This window comes from Dermacoccus sp. PAMC28757, from assembly GCF_014302635.1.
In the GTDB taxonomy this organism is placed as follows: Bacteria; Actinomycetota; Actinomycetes; order Actinomycetales; family Dermatophilaceae; genus Dermacoccus; species Dermacoccus abyssi.
Window position 1 is genome coordinate 654,059 of record NZ_CP060292.1, and the last position, 15,551, is coordinate 669,609.

Sequence of the window (15,551 nt, forward strand, 5' to 3'; positions counted from 1 at the left end):
AGGCGCGTTCAGGTGACCCGGAGGAGCGCGGCCAAAGCGGTGCGCCCACGGGCGCAGCGGGACTTGACGGTGCCTTCGGCGATGCCGAGTTGTTGGGCGACCTCGGCGACGGACAGGCCCTCCATCTCGAGCAACACGAGGCAGACGCGCTGGCCCTGGGGGAGCTTGTCGAGGGCCTCGCGCACGTCGAGGCGGACGTCGGTTTGCGCGTGTTCGTCGCGTTTGTCGGCGATGTCGTACTCCGGCCACTCCTGCGTGGGCTTGAGCCGGCGGAGTCGATCGAGGGAGGAATTGACGATGATGCGGTGCAGCCACGTGGAGAACTGGGCGTCGCCGCGGAAGGAGTCGATGCGTCGGAACGCAGCGATGAAGCCTTCCTGGACCGCGTCTGCGGCGAGCTCCTGGTCGCGGGTCGTGCGCAACGCCACGGCCCACATCTTGTCCTTGTAGCGCTCGAACAGCACTCCGAAAGCGTCGGCGTTGCCCTCGCGATACGCGTCGACGAGAGCGACGTCGCTCAACTCGCGAAGTTCGTAGCCGTTCACTTCTCTACCGAGACCTCGGAGACGGCCGACTGGTAGTAGGACGTGCCGGGCGCGAGGCTCTGCGTCGTGATGAAGATCGTCACGTAGCTTCCCTTCGCAGTGGACGAGATCGTCTGCTGGCTCGTCGCATTCGAGACCGAACCCACCTTCTTGCCCGCGGTGCCGGGCGCGTCACCGACGTAGACGTCGGCGGTGAGCGGCTGGCCCTCACCCGGCGTGATCTTGATGCTCTTCACGTCGGTCGAGGTGCCGAGATTGAGTGCGAGGCCACCGTAACCCGGGTAACCGCCCCAGGGGCGGTTGCGATACAGAAGGCTCTTCCATGCTGTGCTGGTGTCACCGTCGACAGCCTGCGCCATCGAACTGGAGTCGTTGACGCGCATGCCGCGCTGATTGACGACGGAGGCGCTCTGGACCTTCACGGGAGTGCCGGCCCGACTGGCCGAGCCCGAGGGCGACGCGCCGGACGACGCAGCGCCCGAGGACGCGGAGCCGGAGTTGGACGCGGCAGGGGTGTCGGCATTACCACCGATGCCGCGGATGCCGAGGACAGCGAGCACGAGGGCACCGATGACGAAGAGCGCGACGATACCGAGCGCGAGCTTGCTGCTGCCCGCGTCGGGGTCGTCGGTGCCGCCGTGGAAACCGGGGACCGGCGGCTCGAGCTCCTCGAACGAGGGGTCGTACGTCGTGCGGTGGTAGGCCGCGTCCTCGTCATCGAGGGAGAACTGGGTGGTCTCGTCGGCGTCGAACTGGACCGGGCGGCCGATCATCGTCGCGTCCGCCGGATCCTGCTCATTCGCCGCACGGGGCGCGGGCTTGCGCGGCAGGGCTGCGCGCGGGCCCTCCGCCCGGGCGCCCGGATCGGTGTCGTCGTCGGCGTTGCTGAGTCGTCGAGCACCCTTGGCGGCGCCCGCGGTGCCTGCGGCGGCCAGGGCGGCCGCGCCGACGGCACCGACGCCGCGTCGGCCCTCACCCTCGGTGCGGTCGGCGGCACGACGCACGGTGAAGTTCTGGTCCTTCTCGTCCTCGTCGCCCGCGGCGTCGTCCGAGCGTCGTCCCTTGCCGGGTGCCGTGATCATCTGTGCCGACCAGGGGGCGAGCTGACGGGCGACCTCGCCTGGCGTGCGCGGTGTCTCGTCGTAGTTGAGCGACTGGCGGCACATCGTGTCGAGGTCGCTCGGGATGCCGTCGACGACCTCGGACGGGGTGGCGATCTGCCCGTCGGCGCGACGCTCGGCCACGGTGAGGCCCTTGAGGCCGGTGATCTCCTCGGCCTTGCCCGGCCACTCGCCCGTGAGCGCGGTGTAGAGCAGCTTGACGCACGCCGCCGCGTCACGCTTGGTGGCCTCGGCGGAGGAGATGTCGTCACGGCCGGCGAGGGCGCCTCCGACGGCGACCTGTGTGACGGCGATGGAACCGTCTGCGAGGCGCAGCACGTGGCGGGGGGAGAGTGTGAGGTGGTGCAGGCCCCGCTGACGCGCGGCTTCGAGGGCGCTCGCAGTCTCACCGACGATGCGGCGAGCCTCCTCCGGGTGCATGGCTTCGAAGCGGACGAGATCTGCGAGGCTGTGCGCGCCCGTGTGGGCCTCCTCGACGACGAAGGAGTGGTCGTCGTCGCTCCCTGCGTCGAGCACGCGCACGAGGCGGTCGTCCTCGACGCCGGCGGCGCGGCGGGCGCTGTCGAGCGCAGCCGCGGCATGGGAGGACTTGGAGCCGAATACCGTGATGGCGACCTCGCGGCCCAGCTTCTCGTCACGGGCGAGCCAGCGGGCGAGCCCGGGCGCGTCCGAGATCTCGGACGTCAGTTCGTACCGGTTTCCCAGCACTGTGCCCTTGGTGATGCCCTGCACTCGAACTCCTCGTCGTCGACGCCATCGATGTCGCTGCCGTCCGTGTACGACGCTGGACGTCGGGTGAGCGCGGGCGACAGCAGGCTCGGCTCATCCTAAGCAAGGGGCCTGACAACCGGCCGGTATCGCGGGGCGTTCGGCGCGCCGAACGCCGGGCCCCGTCGAGCGCGAAGCCCGCCGCCCCGAGGAGGGCCGGCGGGCTTCGAGGTCAGGAACGCTTGAGGCGCCGCGCGACGGGGCCGGTGAGGCTGTTGATCTCCTCCACCCGCAGGCGGTTCGCGACGAACAGGTACACCGCGAGGAAGATCGAGCCGACGACCGCGATCTCGAGGAAGGAACCGAAACGCGACACCGGCAGCGCGTCGTGCAACGGAAGCTGCACGAGGAAGCCGACAGCCGTGGCGAGCAGTGAGGCGATCGCGAGACGTACGTACGTGCGTACCGTCTCGGACATCGGCACGTGACCGATCTTGCGCTTGAGCAGGACGAAACCGACGGATGCCTGGACGACGTTCGACAACGTCTGCGCCAGGCCGACGCCGACGCCGACCCAGTGGACGCCGGGCTGGCCGAAGAAGTGGGCGCCCTGCAGCCCGGTCCAGTCGGTCAGCGCACGCCCGAAGATCTCCTCGGTGAGGTTGTGCCAGTTGAACCACGGGAGGGTGAGCCCGATGGCGGTGCCGGTGCACAGGATCTGCATCCAGAAGGGCGTCTTGGCGTCACCGTAGGCGTAGAACACGCGCTGGATGATGAGGCAGAGGCTGAACGGCACGAGGCCGATCATCATCGTGATGGCGATCGATCCGATGGCCCACAGGCTCGACTCGACCGGTCCGACCCACAGGCCCACGAGGGGGAAGACGAGGATGAAGCAGCCGAACGTCAGCATGACGGACGCGATACCCGACAGGCGGATACCCGTGGTCATGTCGTCCTTGACCTTTTGGGTCTCGCCGCGGCCGGCCGCCACCGACATGCGCGTGAACAGCGCCGTCACGAGGGAGAGCGTGATGAGCGAGTGGGGCAGGCTGAACAGGAGGAAGGCGTTGCTCTGGGCCGCCTTGTTCGGCTGGCCGTCGGGCTGGGAGGAGAGCAGCTGCGTCGTGACGACGAGGCCGATCTGCTGGACGATGACGGCGGCGAAGGCCCATCCGGCCATCGTCGAGGCGCTGCGCAGGCCGACGCCGCGGAACTGGAAGTTCGGCGAGTAGGTGTATCCCGCGCGCTTGAGGAGCGGGATGAGCACGACGGCCTGGGCGAAGATGCCCAACGTCGCGGGCAGCGCCAGCATGATCATCATTTGGGTCGTCATGCCGCTGAAGCCGGGCGTGTCGGCGCCGTGCGGGTACATGAGGATGTAGGCGGCGAGGCCCGCAATGATGACGACGTTCGCGAGGGCGGGGCTCCACATGAAGGCGCCGAAGCGACCCCGGGCGTTGAGCACCTGACCGAGGATCGTGTAGAGGCCGTAGAAGAAGATCTGCGGCAGACACAACAGGGTGAAGATCAAGGCCACGTGTGCCTTGTCGTCGGTCATGTTGTTGTTGTCGAAGAGGCGATAGACGAGTGGCGCCGCTGCCATGAAGACGACGGTGACGCCCGCCAGGATCATGAACGTCAGCGTGAGAATGCGGTCTGTGTAGGCCTTGCCGCCGTCGGAGTGCTCGAGCGCACGGGTGATCTGTGGAACGAGGACGGCGTTGATGACACCACCGGCGAGCAGCAGGTAGATGATGTTGGGAAGGGTGTTCGCGACGTCCCACGTGTTCGCCACGCCGGTGCTCAGACCGATGGCGGCCACCGTCATCGAGGTTCGCAGCAAGCCCAGAACGCGCGAGACGAGCGTGCCGGCCGCCATGATGGCCGAACTGCGCAGGATTCCGCCGCGCCCGCCCGTGTCGGCGGCCTGGTCGGCTGCGTTGCCACCGACCTCGCCGGGGGAGGTCTGTGGAAGCGCCTGGGTTGCGGGCGCACACCCTGTTTCACGTGAAACGCCGGCCTCGCGGCGCGAACGGCTCGAGACGTTGAGCGCGGCGTCGGCGTCGGTGTCCCACGTCTTCTCGGCCTCACGACGCTCCCGGTAGGCGTCGACGTCGGAGCGGGAGATGACCTGCGTGTGGTCGCTGCTCGCGTGGCTCCGACTCTCGTCGAGGTTGCGCAGCCACTGAGCCTCTTGGTCGGCCTCGAACCAGGCGTCGTAGGCCGAGCCGATGCTCGTGCCCGCGACGGAGGGCATCTGCGGCACGTGCCGTCGGGCGCTGGATTCGTACAGCGCGCCGAGAGAGCCGGGGCCGTCGTTCGACATGGGCAGGGTGCTCCTACAACTGGATGTCCCGCGCGAGCTCATCGCGTCGGCGGGTGCCCTTCTGCCTGTTGCGCACGAGGCCGTAGCAGAAGACGAGCAACGCCACGATACCGAGCACCCAGAAGATCCAGGTACCCGTGGGACGCGCGTTGATCTCGATCTCGGCCCCGTGCTTGTCGCTCTCGCCGAGGCGGACGTCCCCCGGGCCGGTGACCTTCGCGTCGACGCTCACGCGTCCGGCGGCCTGCGCAACCGTGGGGACGCGCACCGACGTCTGTCCCTTGCCGGGGATGTCGACGGCGTCCGGCTGGCTGCGGAAACGCACGGCGTAGGTCCGCGGCGTGAGGTTGACCTCGATGCCGTGGACGGCGCGGGCCAGGCCGTTCTTGACGGTGACGCTGATGGGACCGGAATCGGAGAAGAAGTTGACGCGTGACGGCACGACGGCGATCTGTTGGGGGATGGCGGAGACGGTCGACGACGCGTGCTCGACGAGACCGTCGACGTCGGCCGGGTCGCCGCGCCAGCGGGTGCTCGTCACCTGGTCGAGGTTGCGAGTCCAGGCGGGAACGATGTCATCGCCGTCCACGACGATCTCGGCCATTTTCGTCAGGGTGGCGAGGGTCCTGTCGGCAGTCGTGATGTCGCCGGCGTCGAAGGCGGGTGCGGCGACTCGCGGCCACACGGTTTCGGACGGCGGGGCCTGGGGTGCCAGATCGACGACGGGCGCCGAGGTGGATTCCTCGGTACTGAGAGCTGCCGGCTGCACCCAGGGTGCCTGCTCGAGAGCCGAGGCGATCGCCTTCAGCCGACCGACGGGGACGGTCTCGCGCCCGCCCATGATGACGAGCGAGCGCTCGGCGGTGGGCTGCTGCTGGTAGATCGCCAGACTCGATGCGCGCAGCGAGGCGGCGGCCTCGGCGTTGGACACGGACGCGTCGTTGAGCGTGCGGCTCAGCGGCGTGTTGTACCCGACCATCGTCACCTGATTCGTCGTGCGTCGTGTCGCCGAGGTGACGGCAGCGGCGTCGGTACGGTCGAGGGAGACGTTCGGGGTGAGAACGACGGGCCGCGAGCCACGCGTCTTCTGCCACGCGGCGGTCAACCGGGCGGTGGAGGCGGCGTCGAGCGGCGCGACAGGCGCCGCGACGACCGTCTCGGACAGTTCGGACAGCTCACTCGAGAGCGGACGCGAGAGCGAGCGTTCGAGGATCTTCTGCGACCCGGCGGGGCGCCGGGCGCTCGTCAGCGCGGAGAGGTCGGGGTCGCCGTAGGGCGTGAAGGCGATGCTCTGGTTGCCGGGACGCTCGGCGAGCTTGGCCCGCAGGTTCGCCGCCAGTTCGTCGACGCTCGCTGCGGGTCCGCTCGGCTGGGTGCCGGGCGACGTGGATCCCGAGTCGGCGGAATCCGTCGACTCCGAACTCTCTGAAGGCTCTGACGTGCCCGAGGAGTTCGACTTCGTTGAACCTTCGCTCGACGGCGACGCGGAGCCGGGCGCCGATTCGGACGGGCTCGGCGTGCCGTCGGACGTGGGGGAGGCAGACGGTGACGCCGGGCTCCCCTCCGTCGTTTCCTGCTCGGCCGTGGGGAGAGTGCCGTCCTGAGCCGCAGCGGGGTCGAGCACCGCAGGGTCGATGAGCCACGTGACGGGCACGCCAGGGTCGGAGGTGATGAGCCGCTCGATCGTCGAACCGGGGCCGATCGCCTTGCGCCACGCCTCGAGGCGTTCCTCGCCGGTGGCCGTGAGGAGCTTCGGGTCGTTCGGCAGGGTGACCGGCACGACGACGGACGCCGACATCCGCGTGAACGTGGCATCCTTCGCAGCCCACGAGACAAAGCTGTGGAGTCTCGTCGTGGGTCGGCCAGCACCGCGCAGTTCGATGCGCAGCGGCAGCGTCGCCATCGTGTAACTGAGGTCGAGTTCGCTCAAGGTGAGGGACAGCTTCACCGTCTCGGAGGCGCCGGGCGCGATCGTCGGCACATCGGCGTCGGCGGACGCCGACGCTCCGAGCGGTAGCTTTCCCTCCTCCCACCGCTGCTGCGCGGCGAGGGAGTCGAGAGGCCGAGTACCCACACGAGCACGCAGAGTGGCTCCGTCGATGGGCGTGTCACCGGTGTTCTCGACGATGACGCTCACGGTGGTGCCGGAACCCGTCGTCGCTGTGGCCGGAGCGCCGCTCGTCATCCACATCCGGACGTCGCCGTTGGTGACGATTCCGGGCCGTGGGAGCGCGCTGACGTTCGAGCGGGGGTTCGGCGGTGCGGCGCTCGCAGCAGGAGCGAGGCCGAGGAGCGCGAGCAGGCAGACGAGGGCCGCCACGAGCGCGCGGGCCGACGCGGAGCGTGTCATCTGGGGGCCGGAACCGATCAATGTCCGGTGAGCCGGGCCCAGGCGGTGGCTGCGATGCGGCGCTCGTTGGGGAAGGTCAGCTGTTCGTGGGCGCGGTCGAGGCGGAACCAGCGCGCGTCGATGGCCTCGTGGTCGGGGTCACCTTCGATGCTGATCTCTCCGCCGACCGCTTCGAGCAGGTAGTGGTGGACCATTTTGTGGATGCGGAAGCCCGGAATCGAGAACCAGTAGTCGATGACGCCGAGCGTGACGAGGGCGCGGCCCTTGATGCCGGTCTCCTCCTCGACCTCGCGCTCGGCCGTCTGCACGAGCGTCTCGCCTTCTTCGATGTGGCCCTTGGGCAGGCACCACTCGACGCGTCCGGCTCGGTTGTGCCGCGCGATGAGAGCGAGATAGGCCTGCTGGTCACGAACGTCGACGACGACTCCGCCCGCAGAAATCTCCTCCAGCGAGCCCAGGCGTGAAGCCCGCTGCATGCGCGACGAGGAGACGGTCATTGCTCCACCTTAACGAGAGCGGCTGGGAAATTCTGGTGCCGCCGGGCCCCTCGATACCCTTGGCCGGTGACGCCTACTCGAGCAGCCTCCGTTCAGCCCGCGCAAAACCGACCGAACGGGTCGGTACCGAGCGGAGCGACGATGCTGGCCGAGGCTGTCTCGCACCTCGAACCGGTCATGCCGATGTTGCGCGAACTGGGTGAACGCTTCACGTCGGCGGGCCACGAGATCGCCCTCGTCGGTGGGCCGGTGCGTGATGCTTTCCTCGCGCGCACGTCGCCCGATCTCGACTTCACGACGTCGGCGCGCCCTGAGGACACCGAGCGCATCGTCGCCGGATGGGCTGACGCGGTGTGGGATCTCGGGCGTGCTTTCGGGACGATCGGCGTCCGTAAGGGCGATTTTCAGGTCGAGATCACGACGTACCGAGCCGACGCCTACGACCGCGAGACGCGCAAGCCGGTCGTCGAGTTCGGCGACTCGCTCGACGACGACCTCGTGCGTCGCGACTTCACCGTCAACGCGATGGCGCTGCGGCTGCCCGACCTCACCTTCGTCGACCCGTACGGCGGCCTCGCGGACATGGCGGCGCGGAGTCTGCGCACACCCACGTCGCCGGAGGTCTCGTTCGGTGACGACCCGCTGCGCATGATGCGCGCGGCACGCTTCAGCTCGCAGCTGTCGTTCGACATCGCTCCCGAGGCGTTCGCGGCGATGACGGAGATGGCCGGCTCGATCCGCATGATCTCCGCCGAGCGGGTGCGTGACGAACTCGTGAAACTTCTCATGTCGCCGGCGCCGCGGCGCGGGCTGACGGCGCTCGTCGACTCGGGTATCTGCGAGTACGTGCTGCCCGAGGTGCCGGCGCTCGCGTTGGAGATCGACGAGCACCACCGTCACAAGGACGTGTACGAGCACTCCCTCACGGTGCTCGAGCAGGCGATGGACCTCGAGGGTCCGCGCGACGTTCCCGGGGTCGAGGAGGCGGAGGTCGTCGAAGGGCCCGACCTCGTGCTGCGCCTGGCCGCGCTGCTGCACGACATCGGCAAGCCGGACACGCGTCGCTTCGAATCGGGCGGCGGCGTCAGCTTCCACCACCACGAGCTCGTCGGTGCGAAGCTCGCACGAAAGCGGTTGCGGGAGCTGCGCTTCGACAAGGACACGATCAAGGCTGTGTGCCGGCTCGTCGAGCTGCACCTGCGCTTCCACGGCTACGGCAACGGGGAGTGGACGGACTCGGCGGTGCGCCGCTACGTCACGGACGCCGGACCGTTGCTCTCACGCTTGCATCTGCTGACGCGCGCCGATTCGACGACGAGAAACAAGCGCAAGGCAGCTCGCCTGCAGGCCACCTACGACGACCTCGAAGCCCGCATCGAGCGGTTGAAGGCCGAGGAGGAACTGGCGGCCGTTCGTCCGGAACTCAACGGCAACGAGATCGCCGAGGTGCTCGGCATCAAGCCCGGCCCGGTGCTCGGCAAGGCCTACCAGTACCTGTTGTCGGTGCGCCTCGACGAGGGAGTCATCGGCAAGGAGGCGGCGGCCGACCGGCTGCGGACGTGGTGGGCCGAGCAGCCTGAGTCGCAGGGCTGAAACCGTGTGTTCTTCGGGTGCCGGCCGAGGTCGCGTGCGTAGCGTGATGGCTGCATGTGTCATCTGCTGATGCGAGAGGGAGTGGCGCGATGACGACGGTTGAGGTGGTCTGGCGCGGGCTGGACGACGAGTCGCGTCTCGACGTCGCGTCGGTCGAGTTCGACGCCGACGGCGGCTTCGTCGCCACGGGGCGGCAGTCGACGGAGCGCTACCGCGCCCAGTGGGATCTCGTCGTCGACTCGTCCTGGCGCACGCGCCTGTTCACGGTCGACGTCGAGGGCTACGCGCCGTCGTCGGCGGCCGAGGATCTCGACGCCCCCGACGAGACCGGTGGCTCCCTCGAGCCGGTGTGGCAGCGCCACCTCAATCTGTGGCGTCGTGACGAAGGGTCGCGCTCCGTGTGGCGGTGCGAGAGCGGCGAATCCGGTGATGTACCGGGCGATTTCGGCCCGATCGGCATCGCAGATGACGCGCTGGAACTCTTCGTCGAGGCCCTCGACGTCGATCTAGCGGGGTGCCCGCTGACGAACACGATGCCGATCCGCCGGCTCGGCGTGGACGCGGCCGGCGTCGGGGAGCGTCCGATCACGACGGCGTGGGTGTCGTTGCCCGACCTCGCCGTCATCCCGTCGGCGCAGGTGTACTCCTCGGGCCCTGAGGGACTTTCGGACATCGCGTCGGCCCTCGACGATCGCGTCGTCTCCGTCGTGCACTACCGCTCGGCAACGCGTGACGTGAGCGTCGACCTCGCCGTCGACGCTCACGGCCTCGTCGTCACCTACCCCGAACTCGCGGCGCGCATCGACGTCGACTGACCCGCTCTCGGTTGCAGCGTGACCACGTCTGAAGCCCGGCCGCTGGTGCGGCCGACGTCTCGCGTGCTCAGTCCGCCGGCGTCGAGCGTGCGGCGGACGCCGTCGGATTCCTCGTCGTAGAGCTCCTCGGGCAACTCGCGGCTCACTTCTCCTCGATCTTCACGCTCGTGATCGTGTGCTTCTTCACGGGCGTGCCTTCCTGTGAACCGTCCTGGTTGCCGTCGGCCTCGATCTTCTTCACGACGTCCATGCCCTTGCTCACCTGGCCGAAGAGCGTGTACTGCGGCGGCAGGGCCGTGCCGGAATCACCGGTGACGATGAAGAACTGTGAGCCGCCCGAGTTCGGCTGGCCCGTGTTCGCCATCGCGATCGAGCCCTCCTTGTACTCGCCCTGCTGCGGGAACTCGTCCTCGATCGTGTAGCCCGGCCCGCCCGTGCCGTCACCCTTCGGGTCGCCGCCCTGCGCCATGAAGCCGGGGATGACGCGGTGGAAGCTCACGCCGTCGTAGAAGTGGTAGCGGGAGAGGACGACGAAGTTGTTGACGGTCTTCGGTGCCTTCTTCGCATCCAGCGTGATGACGACGTCGCCGACGTCCGTCGTCATCGTCGCGGTGTAGGTCTTGTTCGCGTCGATGCACATGGGCGGGGCGTCGTCGAAGCTCTGCTTCTTCTGCGCGGAACCGTCGGCCGGCGGGCACTGCGTCGAGGCATTCGCACTGCCCGAGCCTCCCGAACTCGACGAGCCGGACGACGAGTCGTTCTTGCCGCATCCGGCGAGAGCGAGCGAACCGGCGAGCAGGCCGAGGGCAACGGTGCGGCGGGGCAGCGAGAGGTTCATGCTGCGCAGGGTACTTCGCCGACGCGCGCGGGTGCCGAGAACTGCTGGCGCGACGACGTGTCGGGGCGGTCGCCGATCAGTCGACCGTCACGAGGTGCAGCAGCAGGCCCGCATGACGCTCCGTCGCACGTCGCGCTTCCCGCAGCACGGCCAAGGGGTCGTTCGGGTCGTCGTTCGTTTCGGCCGACGACACGACCGACAGGCCGACCATCTCCATGCCGCGCTCGCGGGCCGCAAGGGCACCCAGCACGGTCGACATCCCGACGCAGTCCGCCCCGGCGTTGCGCAGCATCTTCACCTCGGACGGGGTCTGGTACTGAGGCCCGGGCACGAACGCGAAGCACGCGTCACGCAGCGACGGCTCGTGCTCACGGGCGAGTTCGGCAAGGTTCTGTGACCACATGCCGCGCAGGTCCGCGAACTTCGCGGACCCGACGAGCGGCGTCGCGAACGTCGGGTTGAGGTGGTCACGAATGATGAGCACGGTGCCGGGGGCGATGTCGTCGCGCAGCGAACCGCAGTCACTCGTGAACACGACACGCTCGGCGTTGAGTGCCGCCGCAACCCGAATGGGGTGGACGACGGCGTGCACCCCGTACCCGTCGTAGAGGTGCGCTCGCCCGGTCTGGACGAGGACGTGGCGCACATCGCCGGCCACGTCGTCGGTATCGTCCGAACCGATCCGCACGAGGAGAAGTTCGGCACGGTTGTCCTCAGCCGCGGGCTCGACGAAGCCCGGCACGGACGGTGCGTCGGCACGCCACAGCACCTCGACCGACGTCTCTGCGTCGATGTTTCCCGTGAAACCGTCGGCGTTGCTCTCATCTGCGGCGGAAGTCCCCGTCAGCGCGTCCAAGGCTCCGCGCCATCCCGTGCCGAGGATGAGGAGAGCGTCGACGTACTCGACGCCGGAGGCGGCCCGAATGTAGGCGGCGGCCGAGTCGGCCAGCGTCATCGCGGCGTTGAACTCCGCGGCCGCGTCGGTGGGCCAAGAGGGCAATCCGTGGGTCTGGCTCTGCGTCATGTCTTCAACGTAACGCGGCAGCGTGCGCACAGGAGGACTCCCCGGCGGGCTCCGGATGTATCGAACCGAGACATTGCGTGGTGCACAATGGACGGCGATACCTCTGGCCGCACATGTGTTCGGCCTGTTCTGGAAGGAACGCCCATGCGTAAGTCCCTGTCGATGGCGGCCGTCGCCGTCCTCGCCACGTCGCTCACCGCCTGCAGTGCGACGGGTGGCCGCAAGGCCGAGGAGCAGGCGTCGATGAACGCCGGCAAGGCCACGACGCCGCGCATGACGGTTGCGCTCATCACGCACTCCGGCCCGGGCGACACGTTCTGGGACATCGTCCGCAAGGGCGCCGAGGACGCGGCGGCCAAGGACAACGTCAAGCTCGAGTACACGGCCGACCCCGACGGCCCGAAGCAGGCGAACCTCGTGCAGCAGGCCATCGACAAGAAGGTCGACGGCATCGCCGTCACCCTGTCGAAGCCCGACGCCATGAAGAGCGCCGTCGACGCCGCCCGCAAGGCCGGCATTCCGGTCGTCGCACTCAACGGTGGTCTCGACGACTGGAAGAAGATGGGCGTCGAGAGCTACTACGGCCAGGACGAGAAGATCGCCGGTGAGGCCGCGGGCGACAAGCTCAAGTCCGGTGGCGCGAAGAAGGTTCTGTGCGTCATCCACGAGCAGGGCAACGTCGGCCACACCGACCGCTGCGCCGGTGTGAAGAGCAAGTTTGCGCAGACGGAGAACTTCTACGTCAACGGCAAGGACATGCCGAGCGTGCAGAGCGCCATCACGAGCAAGCTGCAGCAGGACAAGACGATCGACTCCGTGCTCGCCCTCGGTGGCCCGTACGCGATGACGGCGACGAAGTCGGTCAAGGAATCCGGTTCGAAGGCCAAGGTGTTCACGTTCGACACCTCGAGCGAGGTCATCGGCGCGATCAAGAACGGCTCCGTGCAGTGGGCCGTCGACCAGCAGCCGTACCTCCAGGGTTACCTCGCCGTCGACTCGCTGTGGCTGCGCAAGAACAACGGCAACATCGTCGGTGGTGGCCAGCCGGTGCTCACCGGCCCCGCGTTCATCGACAAGAACAACGTGGCCGACGTGGAGAAGTACGCCAAGAGCGGTCGCCGCTGATGCTCACCCGGACGCATCACGCCTGACGATGCCCGCCGCACCTCACGTCGAGGGCGGCGGGCATCGTCGTGGGTGAGGCTCGACGGGTTCGCCGTCTCGCCTACGCCTTGGGGTGTGACGCGTCCACAGTTACTCGTCGGTGGGACGCGCGGGTAACCGATCGGCTCTGCGACGATGCCAGCATGGCCGCCCAACACATCGCCTCCGACCTCGTCGCCAACGTTCACTCCGTCGCGGTGCGCGTCGGGCAGAAGGTCGAGGCCGGTGAGGAGCTCGTGCTCCTCGAGTCGATGAAGATGGAGATCCCGGTCGTGCCCGAGGAACCCGGCACGGTCGTCGAGATCCGCGTGGAGCCCGGTGACGTCGTGCAGGAAGGTGACGTGCTCGTCGTCCTGCAGTGACACCGGCCGGGAGGCCGACCCGCTGACGACGAAATGTATCGAGTCGATACACGCGTGACCTACGATGAAGGACGGCGAGGGCGCCCCTTCGCTATGCCCGCACATCGGAAAGGGAGTTCCGCGTGTCGACTCCTGCCACTTCGAGCGACTCGTCGAGCGCTGCCGACGACCGGGTGGAGAACCGCCACGTTCTGGCGCGATACCTCTCCCGCCCCGAGATCGGCTCGCTCTTCGGCGTTCTCGCGATCGCCCTGTTCTTCCTCATCGTGGCCGAGCCGTTCCGCCACATGGCGAACACCGGCACGATCCTCTACCAAGCCGCCACCATCGGCATCATGGCCGTGCCCGTCGCGCTGCTCATGGTCGCCGGCGAGTTCGACCTCTCCGCAGGTGTCGCCGTCACGACCGCCGGAATGTCGGCATCGCTGCTCGCCTGGTACTTCAACTTCCACGTGTGGGCCGCCGTCGGGCTGAGCCTTCTCATCGCGCTCGCGATCGGTGCGATCAACGGTTTCATGCTCAACCGCAGCGGGTTGCCGAGCTTCCTCATCACCCTGGCGACGTTCTTTGTCCTCCAAGGCGTGAACCTCGGTCTGACGCGCGCGGTCACCGGCGGTGTGGCGAGCAACGACATCAGCGACATGGCCGGCTTCGATTCGGCGAAGGCGATCTTCGGAGCGTCGTTCTCGATCGGCCCCGTCAACATCAAGATCCCGATCATCTTCTGGATCATCCTCACCGTGATCGCCGCGTTCGTCCTGCTGCGCACCAAGATCGGCAACTGGATCTTCGCCATCGGTGACGACGAGAAGGCCGCTCGCGCGGTCGGCGTGCCGGTGTGGAAGGTTCGCATCGGCCTCTACATGTTCATCGGTTTCTGCGCGTGGCTGTCGGGCATGCACCTGCTCTTCGCGTTCAACCGCGTCCAGTCCGGTGAGGGCATCGGCAACGAGTTCATCTTCATCATCGCCGCAGTCGTCGGTGGCTGCCTGCTCACCGGCGGCTACGGTTCGGCCGTCGGCGCCAGCCTCGGCGCGCTCATGTTCGGCATGACGCAACTCGGCATCAACTACGCCGGGTGGAACCCCGACTGGTTCAAGGCGTTCCTCGGCGTCATGCTCCTCGCGGCCACGCTGCTCAACACGTTCGTCAAGCGAAAGGCGGACTCACGATGATCCGCATCAAGACGGGCCAGCCCGAGAAGCCCGGCAAGGGTGGAGCCGCCGACGAGCAGGCCGAGCGACCCGGGAGCCTGCCGATCGACGGCACCGACACGACGAAGCGCGACGCCGTTTCACGTGAAACGGCCGAGGCCCCCGTGGAGCGTGAGAACGTGCCGGTCGACACGAACCCGGCTGACCGGGCGACGAGCGACGACGTCGCCGACCCCGACGCGCTCGTGCAGCTCCTCGACGTCGGCAAGGCGTACGGCAACGTCGACGCACTGCGCGGCGTCGACCTCACCGTCCGCCCGGGCGAAGTGACGTGCGTGCTCGGCGACAACGGCGCCGGTAAGTCGACGCTCATCAAGATCATGTCGGGCCTGCACGACTACACGTCGGGCATGATGCTCGTGGCCGGCGACGAGCGGCACTTCAGTTCGCCGCGCCAGTCGCTGGCGGCGGGTATCGCCACGGTGTATCAGGACCTCGCGCTCGCTCCGCTGCAGTCGGTGTGGCGCAACTTCTTCCTCGGCAACGAGCTGACGCGCGGCCCGTTCGGCGTGCTCGACATCAAGAAGATGAAGGCCATCTGCGGCGAAGAGCTGACGAAGATGGGCATCGTCATCCCCGACCTCGACCGTCCGGTCGGCGGCCTCTCGGGTGGTCAGAAGCAGTGCATCGCCATTGCGCGTGCCATCTACTTCGGCGCGAAGGTCATCATCCTCGACGAGCCGACGGCGGCGCTCGGCGTCAAGCAGTCCGGCGTCGTGCTCAAGTACATCCAGGCGGCGCGCGACGCCGGCCTGGGCGTCGTCCTCATCACGCACAACCCGCACCACGCCTACCTCGTGGGCAACCACTTCGTCGTGCTCAAGCTCGGCCGTGTGGCGCTCGACGCGTCGAAGGACGAGGTCAGCCTCGACGAGCTGACCGCCCAGATGGCCGGCGTCTCCGAACTCGAGGCCCTCGAGCACGAACTGCGCAAGGACGACGTCACGGTGAGCGCCTCACCCCTCGACGTCGACTGACGCCCCACACCGAA

At 68.2% G+C, this 15,551-nt stretch carries 13 protein-coding genes; 6 read left to right on the top strand and 7 right to left on the bottom strand.

Annotated elements, in window-relative coordinates; all coding sequences use genetic code 11:
• Positions 1 to 8: 8 nt before the first annotated feature.
• The 5 genes from sigM to H7F30_RS03185 form a co-directional block, all read right to left on the bottom strand.
• Entirely contained in the window at positions 9 to 545 is a 537-nt protein-coding gene (sigM, locus tag H7F30_RS03165) for an RNA polymerase sigma factor SigM (protein WP_187036647.1), read from the bottom strand.
• A complete protein-coding gene (locus tag H7F30_RS03170) occupies positions 542 to 2,398 on the bottom strand; it encodes a protein kinase family protein (RefSeq protein WP_187036649.1) in 1,857 nt (618 codons plus the stop codon). The genes sigM and H7F30_RS03170 overlap by 4 nt, the downstream gene beginning before the upstream one ends.
• Before the next feature lie 208 nt (positions 2,399 to 2,606).
• On the bottom strand, positions 2,607 to 4,703 hold the full coding sequence (murJ, locus tag H7F30_RS03175) for a murein biosynthesis integral membrane protein MurJ (RefSeq protein WP_187036651.1): 2,097 nt from the start codon (positions 4,701 to 4,703) through the stop codon (positions 2,607 to 2,609).
• 13 nt (positions 4,704 to 4,716) lie between these two features.
• Positions 4,717 to 7,053, bottom strand: coding sequence for a DUF6049 family protein (locus H7F30_RS03180; protein ID WP_187036654.1), 2,337 nt, complete (start codon positions 7,051 to 7,053; stop codon positions 4,717 to 4,719).
• A gap of 17 nt (positions 7,054 to 7,070) precedes the next feature.
• Complete coding sequence (locus tag H7F30_RS03185) at positions 7,071 to 7,550, bottom strand: NUDIX hydrolase (protein WP_047310871.1); 480 nt, start codon at positions 7,548 to 7,550, stop codon at positions 7,071 to 7,073.
• 141 nt (positions 7,551 to 7,691) lie between these two features.
• Here H7F30_RS03185 and H7F30_RS03190 point away from each other — a divergent pair, with 141 nt between their 5' ends.
• Together H7F30_RS03190 and H7F30_RS03195 are read left to right on the top strand one after the other, a co-directional pair.
• Positions 7,692 to 9,143 (top strand): CCA tRNA nucleotidyltransferase, encoded by a 1,452-nt coding sequence (locus H7F30_RS03190; protein ID WP_129666561.1) that lies wholly within the window; start codon positions 7,692 to 7,694, stop codon positions 9,141 to 9,143.
• 89 nt (positions 9,144 to 9,232) lie between these two features.
• Positions 9,233 to 9,958, top strand: coding sequence for a putative glycolipid-binding domain-containing protein (locus tag H7F30_RS03195; protein WP_187036657.1), 726 nt, complete (start codon positions 9,233 to 9,235; stop codon positions 9,956 to 9,958).
• A 142-nt stretch (positions 9,959 to 10,100) separates the two neighbouring features.
• Here the strand turns inward: H7F30_RS03195 and H7F30_RS03200 are convergent, their stop codons facing one another.
• Both H7F30_RS03200 and H7F30_RS03205 read right to left on the bottom strand, forming a co-directional pair.
• On the bottom strand, positions 10,101 to 10,796 hold the full coding sequence (locus H7F30_RS03200; protein ID WP_187036659.1) for a peptidylprolyl isomerase: 696 nt from the start codon (positions 10,794 to 10,796) through the stop codon (positions 10,101 to 10,103).
• 76 nt (positions 10,797 to 10,872) lie between these two features.
• Complete coding sequence (locus H7F30_RS03205) at positions 10,873 to 11,820, bottom strand: purine-nucleoside phosphorylase (RefSeq protein ID WP_187036661.1); 948 nt, start codon at positions 11,818 to 11,820, stop codon at positions 10,873 to 10,875.
• A 144-nt stretch (positions 11,821 to 11,964) separates the two neighbouring features.
• On the opposite strand from H7F30_RS03205, the gene H7F30_RS03210 reads away from it, so the two are divergent.
• The 4 genes from H7F30_RS03210 to H7F30_RS03225 all read left to right on the top strand — a co-directional run bounded on the left by H7F30_RS03210 (position 11,965) and on the right by H7F30_RS03225 (position 15,537).
• Positions 11,965 to 12,945, top strand: coding sequence for a sugar ABC transporter substrate-binding protein (locus H7F30_RS03210; protein ID WP_047310875.1), 981 nt, complete (start codon positions 11,965 to 11,967; stop codon positions 12,943 to 12,945).
• A 182-nt stretch (positions 12,946 to 13,127) separates the two neighbouring features.
• On the top strand, positions 13,128 to 13,346 hold the full coding sequence (locus H7F30_RS03215; protein WP_047310876.1) for a biotin/lipoyl-binding carrier protein: 219 nt from the start codon (positions 13,128 to 13,130) through the stop codon (positions 13,344 to 13,346).
• Between the two features lie 122 nt (positions 13,347 to 13,468).
• A complete protein-coding gene (locus tag H7F30_RS03220) occupies positions 13,469 to 14,521 on the top strand; it encodes an ABC transporter permease (RefSeq protein ID WP_187036663.1) in 1,053 nt (350 codons plus the stop codon).
• A complete protein-coding gene (locus tag H7F30_RS03225; protein WP_187036665.1) occupies positions 14,518 to 15,537 on the top strand; it encodes an ATP-binding cassette domain-containing protein in 1,020 nt (339 codons plus the stop codon). The genes H7F30_RS03220 and H7F30_RS03225 overlap by 4 nt, the downstream gene beginning before the upstream one ends.
• Positions 15,538 to 15,551: the final 14 nt, after the last annotated feature.

Coding starts and splice junctions, on each gene's coding strand:
- H7F30_RS03200 (WP_187036659.1), bottom strand. CDS start 10,796: ATGAACCTCTCGCTGCCCCGCCGCACCGTTGCCCTCGGCCTGCTCGCC.
- H7F30_RS03185 (WP_047310871.1), bottom strand. CDS start 7,550: ATGACCGTCTCCTCGTCGCGCATGCAGCGGGCTTCACGCCTGGGCTCG.
- H7F30_RS03180 (WP_187036654.1), bottom strand. CDS start 7,053: ATGACACGCTCCGCGTCGGCCCGCGCGCTCGTGGCGGCCCTCGTCTGC.
- H7F30_RS03225 (WP_187036665.1), top strand. CDS start 14,518: ATGATCCGCATCAAGACGGGCCAGCCCGAGAAGCCCGGCAAGGGTGGA.
- murJ (WP_187036651.1), bottom strand. CDS start 4,703: ATGTCGAACGACGGCCCCGGCTCTCTCGGCGCGCTGTACGAATCCAGC.
- H7F30_RS03215 (WP_047310876.1), top strand. CDS start 13,128: ATGGCCGCCCAACACATCGCCTCCGACCTCGTCGCCAACGTTCACTCC.
- H7F30_RS03190 (WP_129666561.1), top strand. CDS start 7,692: ATGCTGGCCGAGGCTGTCTCGCACCTCGAACCGGTCATGCCGATGTTG.
- H7F30_RS03205 (WP_187036661.1), bottom strand. CDS start 11,820: ATGACGCAGAGCCAGACCCACGGATTGCCCTCTTGGCCCACCGACGCG.
- H7F30_RS03210 (WP_047310875.1), top strand. CDS start 11,965: ATGCGTAAGTCCCTGTCGATGGCGGCCGTCGCCGTCCTCGCCACGTCG.
- H7F30_RS03195 (WP_187036657.1), top strand. CDS start 9,233: ATGACGACGGTTGAGGTGGTCTGGCGCGGGCTGGACGACGAGTCGCGT.